We start from the raw sequence: 14593 nt of genomic DNA, 5'->3' as shown, positions 1-14593 counted from the left end.
ATGTTCCTGCGGTATTTTTGCTTCCAATCGGACACTTTGATCAATCAATGGCATTTCTAGCAGCTACTTCTGCCAACCAAAAACTGGACGCTTTAGGATAACGCTCGAAGTTATTCTTCAAATCTACTCGATAAAAACCATAGCGGTTTTTATAAGCGTTCAACCAGCTCCAGCAATCCATAAAGGTCCACATATGGTAGCCGAAACAAGGTGACCCATCTTCGATCGCGCGATGCAGCTGACGCAAATGGTCTTCAACAAAGGTAATCCGATACGTATCATTGACTTGCCCCGTGGCATCCATGAACCGTTCTTCCTCTGACACCCCCATGCCATTTTCGGAAATAAACCATGGCATGTTTTGATAGTCATTCTTCAGACGCATCGCAATATCGTAGATCCCTTCTGGATAGATTTCCCAGCCACGATGAGGATTGATTTTTTTCTCTGACCAATCGTACCCACGAAACAACTGACGCGGCTCAAAGGGATTGGATGCTCCATTCTGCGGAAGGGGCGCTTGGATCCGCAACGGTTGATAATAATTGCAACCGATAAAATCTACGGTATTTTCACGAAAAATTTCCGCATCTGCTGCCTCATATTCAGGGGTCAATTGATGCTCCTTGAACAAGCTCGTTAGTTTTTCAGGAAATTGTCCATAAACGACACAGTCCAAAAAACTGCGAATATACAAGAGGTCCGCCCATTCAGCGGCTTCTCGATCAGCCGCTTCTTGGCTTTTTGGATAAACAGGTGACAAATTCAAGATGATACAGATTTCTCCATCAGGAAGTGCGAGTTTACGAAACTCAGCAACCGCCTTCGCATGAGCTAGCAAAGTATGATAACCCACTTGGATCGCCCGCTTGAAATCACGCACTTGCGGCCAATGAGCATCTCCGTAATACCCACATTCAATATGCACCAATGGTTCATTAAAGGTCGCCCATTTTTTCACTAAATCGCCGAATTGTTCAAAAGCAGTTTTTGCATAAAATGCAAAATGGTCCACGGATTCCCTGGCTTCCCAGCCTCCTTTCTCCATCAGCCACCAAGGCATGTCAAAATGAAACAAATTAATGATCGGTTCGATGCCTTGATCCAGCATTTCCTGAAAATATGCCCGATAAAACTTTACTGCCGTCTGATTCAATGTTTTTCCGTCTGGTAATAAGCGGGTCCATGCAATCGATGTCCGATGGGAATTTAAGTTCATGGCCTTCATGTTTGCCACGTCTTCACGGTATTGATAGTAGGTATTTGAAGTGTCGCTTGGTCCGACACCATCGTAAAAGCGTGACGGCTCTAACTCAAACCATTTGTCCCATGTAGAGGGACTTTTGCCGTCAACAGACGCAGCCCCCTCGGTTTGCGGTGCTGACGCGGCCGCTCCCCATAAAAAGTTTTTTGGAAAGTGAATCATTCTTTTGCTCCTTTCTGAGTTACCTGCCACGTACGGTCAGGGTTGGATCGTTGAAATACAAATCGATACTGCTGACCTGTTGTTTCGACTTCCAGACAAAACGATGCAGTATCTTTCAAAGAAATTGCCAGCTGCTGCACTGATGCTTCATCGATCACGAGTTGAAAAGCTACTTGCCCTTGATTAGGCACCCATACTTTTTGAAAGCCACACAGGACTTTTTTCCTCGGCACATATGCTTTTGTGTACTCTTTTAGATAACATTGAATGACTTCTTTGCCAGAAACTGCAGAATGATTTTCGAGTGTGCCGCTAACGATAATGCCTTCACCTGCATATTCAGCCGAAACCGCGCTGCAAGTAAAAGAGGCATAACTAAGACCATAACCAAAAGAATATACTGGTGTGCCGTTTTGATCGAGGTAGTCTTTTTGAAACGCTGTGTTGCGATAATTATAACAGACTGGCAGCTGTCCAACCGTATCAGGAATAGAAACTGCTAATTTCCCACTAGGAACCGTTTCGCCAAAAAGAATCCGAGCAATCGCTTCCCCTCCATATTGGCCGGGATAGCCAGCGTAAAGCAGTCCATCGAATACTTCTTTCAAAGGGGCTAAGCAATGCGGTCGACCAGAAATCACGATCCCAATCAGCGGCTTTTTCCTCTTCTTCAACGCAAACAGTAAATCCAACTGGCATTGCGGCAAATCGAGGGTAGCTAAGTCGATGTTTTCTCCGCTGGTCATTTCCTGAGATCCCCTTAAGGCGGCGCCGTTCTTGTCAAAATCCGTTGTGAAATCACGGGCACTGGAGCCACCAATCGTCACTAAGATGACATCAGCGTCTTCTGCGATCTGACAAGCCCGCCGTCGTTGCGCCGTTGTTCCATTGGCGATTTCGCAGCCTTTTTCGTAGGCGAAATCCACTTGATGCGTATTTAATTTGGTCAACCCTTCCCAAAGAGTCATACACATTGCTTCCTCCTTAAATGGGGTATAATCCCCCAGCTGATGATACAGCTGTTTAACGTGAGGCCCAATGACAGCAATTTTTTGTCGCGTTTTCTTCAAAGGCAAAATGCCATTGTTTTCTAGTAAGACGACAGATTCTTCTGCTAATTTTAAGGAAGCTTGTCGGGCCTTTTCTTTGTCTGGTAATGAAACGTGGGGCGTTGCTTCTTTAAACAAGCCAAGTTTTTCTTTCAAAAGAAGCACACGCCGGACCGCCTCATCGATAACCGTTTCCGCAATCAATCCGTCAAGGACAGCTTCTTCCAATACAGGGAAAACTTCGTCCCATAAACTAACATCTACACCGCTGGTCAAGGATTTGGCGGCTGCTTGCGAGCGACTTCCCAGCCAGTCAGCAATCCGATCCAACCCACACCCATCAGCCATAACGATTCCCGCAAAGCCACTTTCTTCTCTTAAAACCTCTTGCAGCAAATACGCATTGGCATGGCAAGGAACGCCATCTAGATCATTGTATGCAGCCATACACCCCAAAGCCCCAGCAGCAATCCCCGCTTTCATTGGTGGCAGATGAATTTCACGGAATTCCCGATCACCGATCGCCACTGGTCCTGCATTGTGCCCCCCCATTCCTGCACCTTGGGCAGCAAAATGCTTCAACACCGCTAAAACGTTCTGTTTTTCTATCGTTGTTTTTAATCCTTGCAATCCTCTGACGGCCGCTTTGGTAAAGCTGCTGGTTAAAAATGGATCTTCACTGAAACATTCTTCAGTTCGTCCCCAACGCGGATCTCTAGCAATGTCCAATGCGGAAACTAAGCCGACATGGGCCCCTTTTGCTCGAATCTCTTGAGCAGTGATAGTTTGGGCCGCTTGATACAGGTCGGGATTCCAACTAGAACCGACACTAAAATTGACCGGAAATGTCGTGGCTTCCAAACCTTGGTGCCCGTGGGGACACTCTTCACTGAGAAAGGCTGGAATCCCCAACCGAGTGTGCTCCTGCAAATAAGTTTGAATCATAAGGGATAGCTCATAGGACTCCGCGGTCGTCAGGCCAGTTTGCTGATTTCTACCTGACCAAGGATCAGCCCGAAACACGCCGTAGATCCAGCCAAGACTGCCAAAACGAGCTACTTCTTTTTTAAAGGTTTCAGTCAACATAATTTTTCCGTTAGTTTTTTCATAGACTTCCCAACCATACAGACGCTGATTCAGCTGGCCGATTTTTTCTTTCAACGTCATTTGCCGTAAAAGTGTCTCAATCATATGCTTCTCCATTTCTATTTAGTCTTCTAAATAAAGCATGATGGTCTGGATTTCAAATGGCTGGAAATGGATTGTGATGCTTTGGGCATCCAGCGGCTCAATCGGCAGTTCAGCGACGGTTTCTTCCAAAAGATTCGTTAAAACCGCTTTTTTGATTCTTTTTTGGCAACGCAATTGACAGGCGGTGGTTTGATTATGATATTCATACAACCGCACGATCAGTGCCTCTTCATCTTCGGCTTTTTTCACCGTATCCAGCAAGACATTCTTTTGATCGACTGCTAGAAAAGCTTCTGCTGATAGTTGCGGCACACCTGGAACGGTTAGAACGGGAACATTCAATGCCAAAGCTTCTTCCATCGTTTGCGCGTCTTGCCAAGTCCCTTCGTGGGCGTACAAGGAGTAGGTAAACTCATGAAAGCCTTGATCCGCTTCTGGATACGGATCGATCGGCGATTTGATCAAAGAAAGCCCGATCTTTTGATAATCCGTATTGAACCCATATTTCGAATCTGTCAAAATACTAACCCCATAATTTCCTTCTGAGAGATCAACCCATTTTTGACCACAGCTCTCAAAACGTGCTTGGTCCCATGTCGTGTTTTGATGCACAGGTCGTTTTACCTGCCCAAACTGAATATCAAATGTCGCTTCCAATGTGTTGACATCAATCGGCAGCAATGCCTTCAGCAGCAATTGATGCTGCTGCCAATCAACCGCTGTTTCAAAATCGATTCTTCCGGTGCCATGATAAAAATGTAGCCATTGGGTAATAAAAGAATCTTCAAACTGACGTTTGATTTTCAAGGTATCACGAATCTCACCTTGCTCAACGACCTCAGCTGAGAGAACTTGCTTCACAGGATAAGGCTTCTTCTGGTAATAAATATCAATATCCCACGCATCATAATCCATCGGCAGATCTTCATAAGCCACTAACTGATTCAACCGCTCGCCTTTTGGTACGATCTCTCGTTGATGCCGTTTGTCAATTAAAGAGATGATGTCAAAGTGTTCGTCAAAAATCACTTTAAAATCCGCCGTTTCAAATGATTCCTCCAGCCGCATTGCCACTTGCTTTGATTGAGGCACAGCTGAGACAGGGGTCAATGTTTTGCAGCTCAAGCCAGCCATGGCGGGAATTTTGACTAAGAGCCGGTCATCATGGGTCCGCTGAGTCGAGTAAGCTTCTTTGACCCCTGTTTGATCGTCTAAATAGACCAGACCCGTCCGAGCTTGTCCCAGCGGGTTAAAGACATGCCATGAAGTAGCTTTGGGTGCTTGTGTTTCTGGAAGCAAAGCGTGGATCAGCTCGCAGCCTTTATCAAAGAGCTGCCGATACTCTTGATCCGTCTGATCATAGACTTCTTTGATCGAGCTTCCCGGCAGAATATCGTGGAATTGATTGAACAGCAGCTGTTTCCAAAGTTGTTCTAATTCAGCTTGTGGATAGCGATTCATCCCACAGATACTATAAAGTTTTTCAATCGTCTGTAAGAAGAATTCTCCTTGACGATTGGCCTTTTTGTTTTTTCCGATGGAAGTCAGGGTCCCGCGATGGTATTCAAAGTACAATTCGCCGTACCAGACCGGTCCTGGTTTTTCAGCAAAAGAATTTGCCAGTCGATCAAAAAAGCCCCCCACATGATTGCCTGTGATCGTCGGCATGTCTGGCAATGTCTTTTGCAGCCGTTTTTGAACTTCCAACATCTCTTTCGTCGGACCTCCGCCACCGTCACCATACCCATAGGCAATCAAAATTTCGTCGTGCTGATCTTTTTGCTGATAACGTTCAAAACTCCCCTTGATCGTATAAGGATCTAGCAATCCATTATACGTCGTATAATAATCTCTTGGACTGTATCCTTCACTGATGGTTGTAATAAAATGCGTCAAAACGCGGCTTCCATCAATTCCTTGCCAATAGAAGGAATCATATGGAATTTGATTAAACTGGTTCCATGACAGCTTCGTCGTCATAAAGTATGGCGTATTTGTTTTGCGTAAAATTTGCGGCAAGGCGGCTGAATAACCGAAGACATCCGGTAGCCATAAGATGCGGCTATCGACTTGAAATTCCTCTTTCATAAACCGTTTGCCATAAAGGATCTGACGAACCAGTGATTCTCCTGAAGTCAAATTGCAATCGGCTTCCACCCACATCGCCCCGTCAACTTCCCATCTTCCTTCTCGAACTTTTTCTTTGATTGCAGCGTAAAGTTCAGGATAATGGGTTTTCATGGAGTGATACAGTTGTGGTTGGCTTTGAAAAAACGTGTAATCTGGATACTCCTCCATCAATTTCAAGACCGTCTGGAAACTGCGCTCGCCTTTTTCAATTGCTTGCTGCGCCGTCCAAAGCCACGCCAGATCGATGTGGGTATGGCCGACAGCCGTCACCTTTTGTTTTGGTTTATGCGCTGGTAGGTAACACGATGAAAGCAGCTGCTTTGCTTTTGTGAGACCTTCATAGAATGCCGTTGAGTAGGGGGTACGAAAATCCAAGACATTGGCGACTTGACCAAGGACTTGTTGATAAAATGCTTCGTCACCGCCAAACGCACGAATGGCACGCCAACTATCAAACAGCGTATAAAAATCATACCAGATATCATTAACTGCAGGATCCAACGCCAATAAATTGACCTGCAGCGGGAATGGTTTGTCGGATCGGCCTGAGAACAGATCGATCTTCAGATTGACTACTTTTTGTAGAAATTGTTTTGTCAATGTAATTTCTCGATGATTGACATCGATGGCTTGGACATAGGTATCGTCCAAATAGATTTTTATTTGGGGATTGGTGGTGTTGTCCCACTCTGAAAGGCTTGAGTACACTTGCAGGACACAAAGATTTTCCACCCAGTCAGCAGGAACTTGAATGCTACCTTGCAATTGGTAATAGGCATTTTTTTCTCCAAAATAAGTCCCTTGCTCATACGGTACCCAAGTCTCTCGTTTTAAAAAAAGTGGGGCTACCGGTTGCTGATGACGTACGCGGTATTGTTTTAATTTGTATAAAATTTTCCGAATGCGTTCAAACTCATAAGGCTGCATAACTCTCATTTTTCTTTGGACTCCTCTAGCAGATTTTTGAAAAAAACGGGTTGAGATTGATCGTCTCGGCCCGTTTTCCACTTATCACTTTATTTAGTTTGCTTTCCAACGGTCATAAGCCGCTTGGTAGACTTCGACGTATTCGTCAATGCCCATTGCTTCGATCGTTTTCACATAGTCGTCCCAATTATCTAACGGTTCGACACCTGTGATAAACTTGGCTTCCATTTGTTCTACATAAGTTGTCAAATCAGTGGCAGTTGCTGCTACCTTATCGTTTTCTTCAATCGTTAAATACAGCAGCGGAAATGGTACTTCAGCGATGTCTTCCATCTTCTCAGCTGTTTCTTTGGCAACCCAATCGTTGAAACGAGTATCCGGTTCTTCATTCGCCGTTTTACGGATATGGTATTCGTCGGTTGTATCGATAACAAGGTTTGGCGTTGTCAATCCGTATGCTGGTGTGATCTTGCCACGTTCGTCTTCGGTATTGTTAGTATCGATGCCGTCTGCATAGACACGAACTTTTTCACCGTCCGCATTTTCTTGGTACTCCCATAAAAACCCTTCTGGTCCTTGTTCGATATATTTTGAGCCTTCTTCTGAATAGAAGTAATCCACCCAGCGCATAGAAGCTTCTGGAGAAGGATTGACATTGGTCAAAGCAAAGGTCCCTCGTGAAATTCTTGGACTACCGGGAATCTTAGCTTCTGGAGCCCATTCAGAAGTCACTGGTTGGAACATTGGATCATTCATAGCCTCTTCCTCACTGCGACCAGTAGTAAAGAAGCTGAAATAGTCGGCAAAAAGCCCAAGTTGATTGTTTTCACCCTTCGCTTTTTTCTGTTCATCTGACTGTCCATAAACTTCTTTATCTAGCAAGCCTTCATCGTACAATGTATTCATATATTCCAAGAATGCTTTGTAGTTTTCTGAAGTCGGTGTGTAGGAGACCACATCATCATCCACTTGGATGCCGCGGGTCCGTAAGCCAAAGGCAGCCATCAACCAAACTCGTGTCGAGTTCATATCAACATCCGTCAATGGGATCTCGTCTGCTTGACCATTGCCGTTAGGGTCTTCGTTTTTAAAACGTGTCAGAAGCTCTTGCAATTCGTCTGTGGTTTTTGGCAGTTCAGATACACCTAAATTATCGAGCCACGTGCCGTTGTACCACATCGGACCTTGCCACCAGATTGAGGTTGCATTCCGTGAGATCATCGGCAGAGAGTAGATGTGCCCATCCGGTGTTGTGATCGACTTCAAGATTGAGGGATCTTCTTGCGTCAGTGCATACAGGTTTGGCATGATTTCCGGCGTGATATACTCCTCTAAGGGAAGCAAGATCCCTTGTGAACCGTAATCGATCTCCATCGAAGCAGTCAATGCTTGCGAACCAGCACCATAAACGATATCCGGTAAATCTCCAGAAGCAAAGGCTAAGTTCAGTTTCGTACTAAAGTCAGCGGATGGCGGTGTCGTATAGGTCAGTTTGATGCCAGTTTTTTCCTGATAATCCTGTAATGTCGGCATGTCTTCCCATTCCGCCAACCCTACACCAGGTGCCATGATATTCAGTGTCAGTTCTTCACCTTCTTTGATGATCGGAAACTGACTGTCATGATTGATGGCCACTTCTTTCTTTTCCCCAGTACCTTCATCTGAAGAATTACCGCACGCACCTAAGACGAGCATACTGCACAAAGCAACACCTACTATTCCTAAAAGTTTCTTTTTTACTCTCATTTTCTTCCTCCTTTAAGTTTTTTTATCCTTTAATTGAACCAACCATCATGCCCTTGACAAAATACTTTTGTAAGAACGGATAGACGATAATTACCGGTAATGAAGAAACGATCATGACGCCGTACTTGATGACTTGAGCAAGTTGTTGTTTGCTATATAGCATATTCGCCATTTCTGAAGTCACATTATTGACGGTATTTGATGACATATCTTGAAGAATCAATATTTCTCTTAAAATCATTTGTAACGGATACATTGATCGATCAGAAAGATAGATCAATGCGTTAAAAAAGCTGTTCCAATGTCCGACGCCATAGAATAAAGCCATTACCGCAATGATCGGCGTTGATAGTGGTAAAACGATCTGCATGAATAGCCGAAAATCAGAACAACCATCCACAATTGCTGCTTCTTCCATCTCCCGTGGAATCGTGGATTGAAAAAATGTTCGCGTGACAACAACATTGTAAACCGAGACGGCTCCTGGAATCACTAGTGCCCAGACAGTATTCAACATGCCTAAGCTGCGAATCAACAAGTAGCTGGGAATCAAGCCACCGGACAAGAACATGGTGACCAACATAAAATTGGTGAAGGCGCGTCGCCCATAAAAATCCTCTCGTGATAAGGCGTAAGCGCAAGGTAAGGTCACTAAGAGATTGATCGATGTCCCTAAAACCGTATAATAAATCGTGTTCAAATAGCCACGCCAGATACTGCTATTGCCTAGTAGTGTTCGATAGCCTTCAAAGGTGATTCCTTTTGGCAAAAGCCACATTTCACCAGAGTTTACCAGATGCGGATTTGAGATTGAAGCACTGATGATATAAATCAGTGGATACAAAACGATCAGCAAAGAAATTGCTAAAAACACATAAACAAAGATCAAAAAGATTTTATCAGCACGGGTATCTTTTATTAAAGACGTTGTTTTCACTTTTGGTCCTCCCTTCTACAATAAACTAGAGTTGCTTAAACGTTTGGCGATATGATTGACTACGATCAACAAGACTGAATTGATCAATGAGTTAAATAAGCCGACTGCCGCAGCAAAACTGTACTGCGCATCTAACAGCCCTTGCTGGTAAACAAAGGTCGCAATCACATTCGAGGATTGCATATTCAAAGGATTCTGCATCAAGATGATTTTTTCAAACCCAACTGACATCAAGCTGCCGAAGCTCATGATCAATAAGATCACCATCGTGGGCATGATCGTTGGAATATTGATATACCAAACGCGTTGAAGACGAGAAGCGCCATCGATCGTTGCCGCTTCGTGCAGTTGCGTATCAACTCCAGATAGGGCTGCCAGATAAATCACAGACCCCCATCCCGTTCCTTGCCAAACGCCCGACAGTACATAAATCGTTTTAAACCAGCGAGGATTGGTCATAAAGCTGATCCGCTCGAAACCCAAAAATTCTAATAGGTGATTGATGATCCCTGTTGAGGGAGATAAGAAAGCAATGACCATACCAACCATGACCACCACAGCAATAAAGTTTGGAGCATACGTGACTGTTTGGGTAATTTTTTTAAATGGGCCGTCTTTGATCTCATTCAAAGCCAATGCCAGGATGATCGGCAGCGGAAAACCGACAACCAATGAATAGATACTGATTCCTAAAGTATTTTTGATGAGTTCCCAAAAATAATAGGAATCGAAAAAACGTTGAAAATGTTTAAACCCAACCCAAGGACTGCCCATAATCCCTAATGAAGGCATATAATCCTTGAATGCAATAATGATTCCATACATCGGTCCATACGAGAAAATCAAAATAATCAAAAACGCTGGCAACACAAACAAGTACAATTGCCGATTTTTCTTGATCTTCATTTTTATATCTTGTTTCTTTGTTTTAGGTACTGAAACGGTTTGTCTGATTGGCGCTGTTTCCATTCTTCCTCCTCCTTGCTTGGTGTTAGCCTTATCATGAATTGTATTCGCTTTCAAATCAATGTGTATTTTTTTCCCTATGTGTCGAAACGCGAATCCCAACTGCCCCAACGTTCGGGTGACTGATATCCGACCATAAGAGATATGGCTCATCCGCATTTTTATAGACTGGTAACGGTTTTTTAGTGGCTAGATCAATTAGCTCGTCTTCTTCAGTTGCTCCGATCTCTGTTAAAGGAATCTGTTCGCAAGCGACTGCAGCGATACTGCGAAATGCAAAATGAGCCTTGCCGTCTTTTTGATAGGTCAAATACCATTCATTTTTCCAAGCTGTTGGTCTTGCCCGCGTTTCATAGATGCCTTCACCATATAGCGCCAACCAATGGCCGATTTCTTCTAAGCGTTGGGTCTCTTCGAATGTAAATTCGCCATCAGGTGTTGGTCCGACGCCTAAAATCAAATTCCCCCCTTTACTGACTACATCAATCAAGGTTTCCAGCAGTTCTTGGCTGCTCTTAAAAGTATCATTCGGCACATAGCCCCAATCATTTCCAATCGGGATATTGCTTTCCCAAACTTTTTTAGGAATTTCTGCTAATGCAGGAATTTTGCGTTCTGGTGTCACATAATTTTCATGACGGCCCCCCATCATCCGATCAACGATGATCAATTCCGGCTGTTTCTCACGCGCAATCTCAGCTAAACGATCCATTTGTAGGTCTTCTTTGCCTTGTCCGCACCAACCGGCATCTAACCAAAGAAAATCGACTTTTCCGTAATTGGAGGTAATCTCCGCAATCTGGCGATGCACAAACGACACATAGCGTGCCCAAATTTCTGGATGAAGATGGGTATCGTAACTGGCATGACGGCCTTTGACGGTATCATCATCCAACCAGTAAAAAGGAGAATACCAGTCAGCTTTAGAATAATAGGCTCCTGTGGCGATCCCTGCTTCTCGAAATGCCGTAAACACTTCTTGCAATATGTCGCGTTTAAAGGGACTTAATTTCCCGCCGATTTTAAACTCTGATTCCATTGTATTGAACATCGAAAACCCATCATGATGCTTTGTTGTGAATAAACAGTACTTAAACCCTGCATCCTTACAGATTTTTGCCCATTTGCGGGTATCCAGCTTCTTCGGTTCAAACTGATTGATCAACTGCCAATAATCCAAACGCAGTGCTTCGATGGTTTCTCGATAAGGGTGGTTTGCTCTAGCCCATTCATCTTTTTCAGATAATTGCCAAGACTCAACGATCCCCGCTTCGGCATACAGCCCATAATGGAAGATCACTCCGAATTTCAAGTCTTGAAACCATTCCAGACGTTGCTTGAGCATTTCTGTTTCTGGGACTAGTTCTTCTTGAACGTTCCCTTTGGCTTCTTCAATATCACCGCGAATCTTTGTCATTCATTTGCACTCCTTTCTTTGTTCTAAATGTAAGCGAAAAAAATGTCCTATAACAATATGTAAGTTTTTTCGCTATGTTAAAACGAACAACTTCGTCTATAAAAGGTGCAAGGAATAAAGCTTGATTTCGATGAACGTTTTTGGAGAAATGTAGCGTTTCAAATACATTTGCTGTGTTTTTCTTGTTTTCGATGTGTGATTTTTCCATTTACTCCCACTGGCTATATATCAATGATACGATTAGAACAACAAATAAAGCGGATACAACAAAACTTGTATCCGTAAGAAAGTGAGGGGCTTATGAAACAAACGAATGGTATTTATCATGTTTCCTATCAAGTCGGCGATTGGTTACTTCATTGCCTGAAGTTGCAGTTACTCTGGTTTTATTGGGTATTTCGATACGGGATATTTTTAGGTATTTTTCCTGCCACCGCTACGATTATCCAAGCTTTTTTCGATAGCTTCCAAAAAAAGGAACGACCAGCGTCTTTGAAGACTTGGTTCAAAACTATCGTGAAAAAAAATTTCCGTCGTGCCAATCAATTAGGCGCCATGCAAGCGGGTTTGTTGTTGTTCTTATGGTTGGAATTACGTATCTCTAGTACTTTTATCCAAAATAGCTTGATTCACTTTTTTTTGCTGCTGCTATTTATCAGTGCCCTTTTGATCAGCTTGTACCTTCTGCCGGTCTATTTGCGTTATGATTTGACGCTTCTTCACTATTTTAAACAAGCAATATTACTAATGGTTATCAGTGTTCCCCAAACAATTGCGATGATTTTGGGAATCTTAGTGATTACTATCATTTTGACTTTTTTGCCAATCTTATTAGTCATCGGCTTTGTTCCCTTTTTCCTATTCCCCAGTAGCTGGTTCTCTTTTCAAGCGATTCAGCGCTCGGAATCACTGATGAAAGAAGGACGCTCGTGATGAAGGACATTTTTATCCAAAGTAATGAAAACCTCGATGATTTTTTTAGTCACGCACTGCAAGAACTAGAATTGAGGGAAACGCCGAATGGCCATCCCTTGCGCTTGATTCATCGACCCGGTTCCCTGAAAATTTGCCACGGCCCACTAGAAACGATCATTTACTATCAAGAAAAAGCGCATTTGTTTCGGGCATTAACTTTATGGGTGCATGAAGATCGCCCAGTCTATGTCTTAGAAGAACAGCCGCATTTTGAAGCAATTGGACCAATGATCGATCTGTCCCGCAATGCGGTGATGACCGTCAAAAAGCTGGAACGGTTCATTTTATTAACAAGTAAGATGGGCCTCAACCGCCTCATGCTCTATATGGAAGATACTTATGAAATTCCTGAGTACCCTTATTTCGGACATTTGCGCGGTCGTTATACCCAAGTAGAATTAAAGGCTCTAGATACCTATGCCCAAGCCGTAGGAGTAACTTTGATTCCAGCGATTCAAACATTGGCACATTTGACGAATCCTTTAAAGTGGCAGTTCGCTGGAAATATTCGGGACACAGAAGATATTCTACTGGTGGGAGAAGAAGAAACGTATACTTTTTTGGAAGCAGCGATCCGTTCGATCCGTTCGTGTTTTGCAACTGATCAACTGCACATCGGTATGGATGAAGCACACCAATTGGGGAAAGGAAAGTATTTAGAAATACACGGGTTACAAGACCGGTTCACGATTATGGCCGCACACCTAAAGCAGGTAGCTGCGCTTTGTCAAAACATAGGTTTTGAGCCGATGATGTGGAGCGATATGTTTTTTAGAATCGGTGCGCCTACGGGTGATTACTACGATTCAGACGTGTGTTTTCCGACAGAATTATTTGCTGACCTTCCTGCGGTCAAAATGGTTTACTGGGATTATTATCATCATGATCATGCCTCTTATCAGCGAATGTTTGCGAAACACCGGGAATTAAAACAGCCGATCGTCTTTGCTGGAGGTATCTGGACGTGGAACGGTTTAGCGCCGAACTACGGCAAAAGTTTCGCCACTATGCGTCACGCCTTGCAAGCCGCCAAAGAAAACGATGTCCAAGAAGTCTATGCCACACTTTGGGGCGACGACGGAGCTGAAACACCAGTGATTGCTGCGCTACTAGGTTTGCAATATTTCAGTGAAGCGCAGTTTGGAAACGACCTTTCGTTAGAGAATTTAACTAAAAAATTTCAGCTTTTTCACCAGTCAATAGCCAACGACTTTTTACTGCTTGATCGCTTTGATCAAACTGCAGGTGTGCAAAAAAACAATCCTCACGGAGAAAACCCCAGCAAGCTGTTGCTCTACCAAGACTTGCTGTATGGCTTGTATCAAGAAAATTTAACTGATCTTTCTTTAGCATCCTACTATCAAACATTGGCTCAAGAGTTGGCTGCTGTGAAAGCAACACGGGACACACAAACGATGTTTGCCTTTTATCAGCAGCTGGCTGATGTTTTGGCACAAAAAGCCTGTATTACCAACCAGATCACCAGTGCCTATAAAAGCAAGGATCGCACCGGACTGCACCAAGCAGTAGATGCGCTCAGTGTCTATAAATCCGCCTTGCAATCCCTTTATGAAGCCCATCGTCAAGTCTGGTTTGACTGGAATCGACCTTTCGGTTTTGAAATTATCGATCTGCGATACGGCGCCTTGCTGATGCGCTGCGATACGACACTCTGGCGGCTTACTGCCTTCTTGGACGGGGAGCTCGATACGTTGGAAGAATTGACTCAACCGTCCTTACCAATGGTGACCCCTTTCAGCGGCAGTACTTCTGTGGGTCGCAATTTATTTCATGGAATCTATAGTGCGGGGAAAATTTCTGATGTTTAA

At 43.8% G+C, this 14593-nt stretch carries 9 protein-coding genes; 2 read left to right on the top strand and 7 right to left on the bottom strand.

Annotated features, from left to right (window positions below):
- Positions 1-40 precede the first annotated feature (40 nt).
- From ACI3E5_RS03085 to ACI3E5_RS03055, 7 genes are all read right to left on the bottom strand, one after another.
- Positions 41-1426: a glycoside hydrolase family 1 protein gene (locus ACI3E5_RS03085; RefSeq protein WP_498820761.1), complete on the bottom strand. Its 1386-nt coding sequence runs from the start codon at positions 1424-1426 to the stop codon at positions 41-43.
- Positions 1423-3666, bottom strand: a complete 2244-nt coding sequence (locus tag ACI3E5_RS03080) for a glycoside hydrolase family 3 N-terminal domain-containing protein (protein ID WP_225582082.1) — start codon at positions 3664-3666, stop codon at positions 1423-1425. The genes ACI3E5_RS03085 and ACI3E5_RS03080 overlap by 4 nt, the downstream gene beginning before the upstream one ends.
- Before the next feature lie 18 nt (positions 3667-3684).
- The gene (locus tag ACI3E5_RS03075) at positions 3685-6732 is read right to left on the bottom strand and encodes an alpha-mannosidase (protein ID WP_034869060.1); all 3048 of its coding nucleotides are present in this window, start codon (positions 6730-6732) and stop codon (positions 3685-3687) included.
- An 84-nt stretch (positions 6733-6816) separates the two neighbouring features.
- Entirely contained in the window at positions 6817-8469 is a 1653-nt protein-coding gene (locus tag ACI3E5_RS03070; protein WP_142964531.1) for an extracellular solute-binding protein, read from the bottom strand.
- Between the two features lie 22 nt (positions 8470-8491).
- On the bottom strand, positions 8492-9406 hold the full coding sequence (locus ACI3E5_RS03065; protein WP_005228060.1) for a carbohydrate ABC transporter permease: 915 nt from the start codon (positions 9404-9406) through the stop codon (positions 8492-8494).
- A 15-nt stretch (positions 9407-9421) separates the two neighbouring features.
- Positions 9422-10375: an ABC transporter permease gene (locus tag ACI3E5_RS03060; protein ID WP_005228058.1), complete on the bottom strand. Its 954-nt coding sequence runs from the start codon at positions 10373-10375 to the stop codon at positions 9422-9424.
- A 55-nt stretch (positions 10376-10430) separates the two neighbouring features.
- Complete coding sequence (locus ACI3E5_RS03055; RefSeq protein WP_005228056.1) at positions 10431-11789, bottom strand: alpha-L-fucosidase; 1359 nt, start codon at positions 11787-11789, stop codon at positions 10431-10433.
- A gap of 300 nt (positions 11790-12089) precedes the next feature.
- Here ACI3E5_RS03055 and ACI3E5_RS03050 point away from each other — a divergent pair, with 300 nt between their 5' ends.
- Both ACI3E5_RS03050 and ACI3E5_RS03045 read left to right on the top strand, forming a co-directional pair.
- Complete coding sequence (locus tag ACI3E5_RS03050) at positions 12090-12722, top strand: DUF624 domain-containing protein (protein WP_005228052.1); 633 nt, start codon at positions 12090-12092, stop codon at positions 12720-12722.
- On the top strand, positions 12722-14593 hold the full coding sequence (locus ACI3E5_RS03045; protein WP_118215551.1) for a beta-N-acetylhexosaminidase: 1872 nt from the start codon (positions 12722-12724) through the stop codon (positions 14591-14593). Before ACI3E5_RS03050 ends, ACI3E5_RS03045 begins: the two co-directional genes overlap by 1 nt.

Origin of the sequence: Candidatus Enterococcus avicola, assembly GCF_047470845.1 — a bacterium.
Lineage (GTDB): Bacteria > Bacillota > Bacilli > Lactobacillales > Enterococcaceae > Enterococcus_D > Enterococcus_D casseliflavus.
This window is presented reverse-complemented; position numbering and strand designations above follow the sequence as displayed.

What these genes read in the sequence shown, in the direction of transcription:
- ACI3E5_RS03060 (WP_005228058.1), bottom strand. Translation starts at nt 10,375, where the DNA reads ATGGAAACAGCGCCAATCAGACAAACCGTTTCAGTACCTAAAACAAAG.
- ACI3E5_RS03070 (WP_142964531.1), bottom strand. Translation starts at nt 8,469, where the DNA reads ATGAGAGTAAAAAAGAAACTTTTAGGAATAGTAGGTGTTGCTTTGTGC.
- ACI3E5_RS03085 (WP_498820761.1), bottom strand. Translation starts at nt 1,426, where the DNA reads ATGATTCACTTTCCAAAAAACTTTTTATGGGGAGCGGCCGCGTCAGCA.
- ACI3E5_RS03055 (WP_005228056.1), bottom strand. Translation starts at nt 11,789, where the DNA reads ATGACAAAGATTCGCGGTGATATTGAAGAAGCCAAAGGGAACGTTCAA.
- ACI3E5_RS03075 (WP_034869060.1), bottom strand. Translation starts at nt 6,732, where the DNA reads ATGAGAGTTATGCAGCCTTATGAGTTTGAACGCATTCGGAAAATTTTA.
- ACI3E5_RS03080 (WP_225582082.1), bottom strand. Translation starts at nt 3,666, where the DNA reads ATGATTGAGACACTTTTACGGCAAATGACGTTGAAAGAAAAAATCGGC.
- ACI3E5_RS03050 (WP_005228052.1), top strand. Translation starts at nt 12,090, where the DNA reads ATGAAACAAACGAATGGTATTTATCATGTTTCCTATCAAGTCGGCGAT.
- ACI3E5_RS03045 (WP_118215551.1), top strand. Translation starts at nt 12,722, where the DNA reads ATGAAGGACATTTTTATCCAAAGTAATGAAAACCTCGATGATTTTTTT.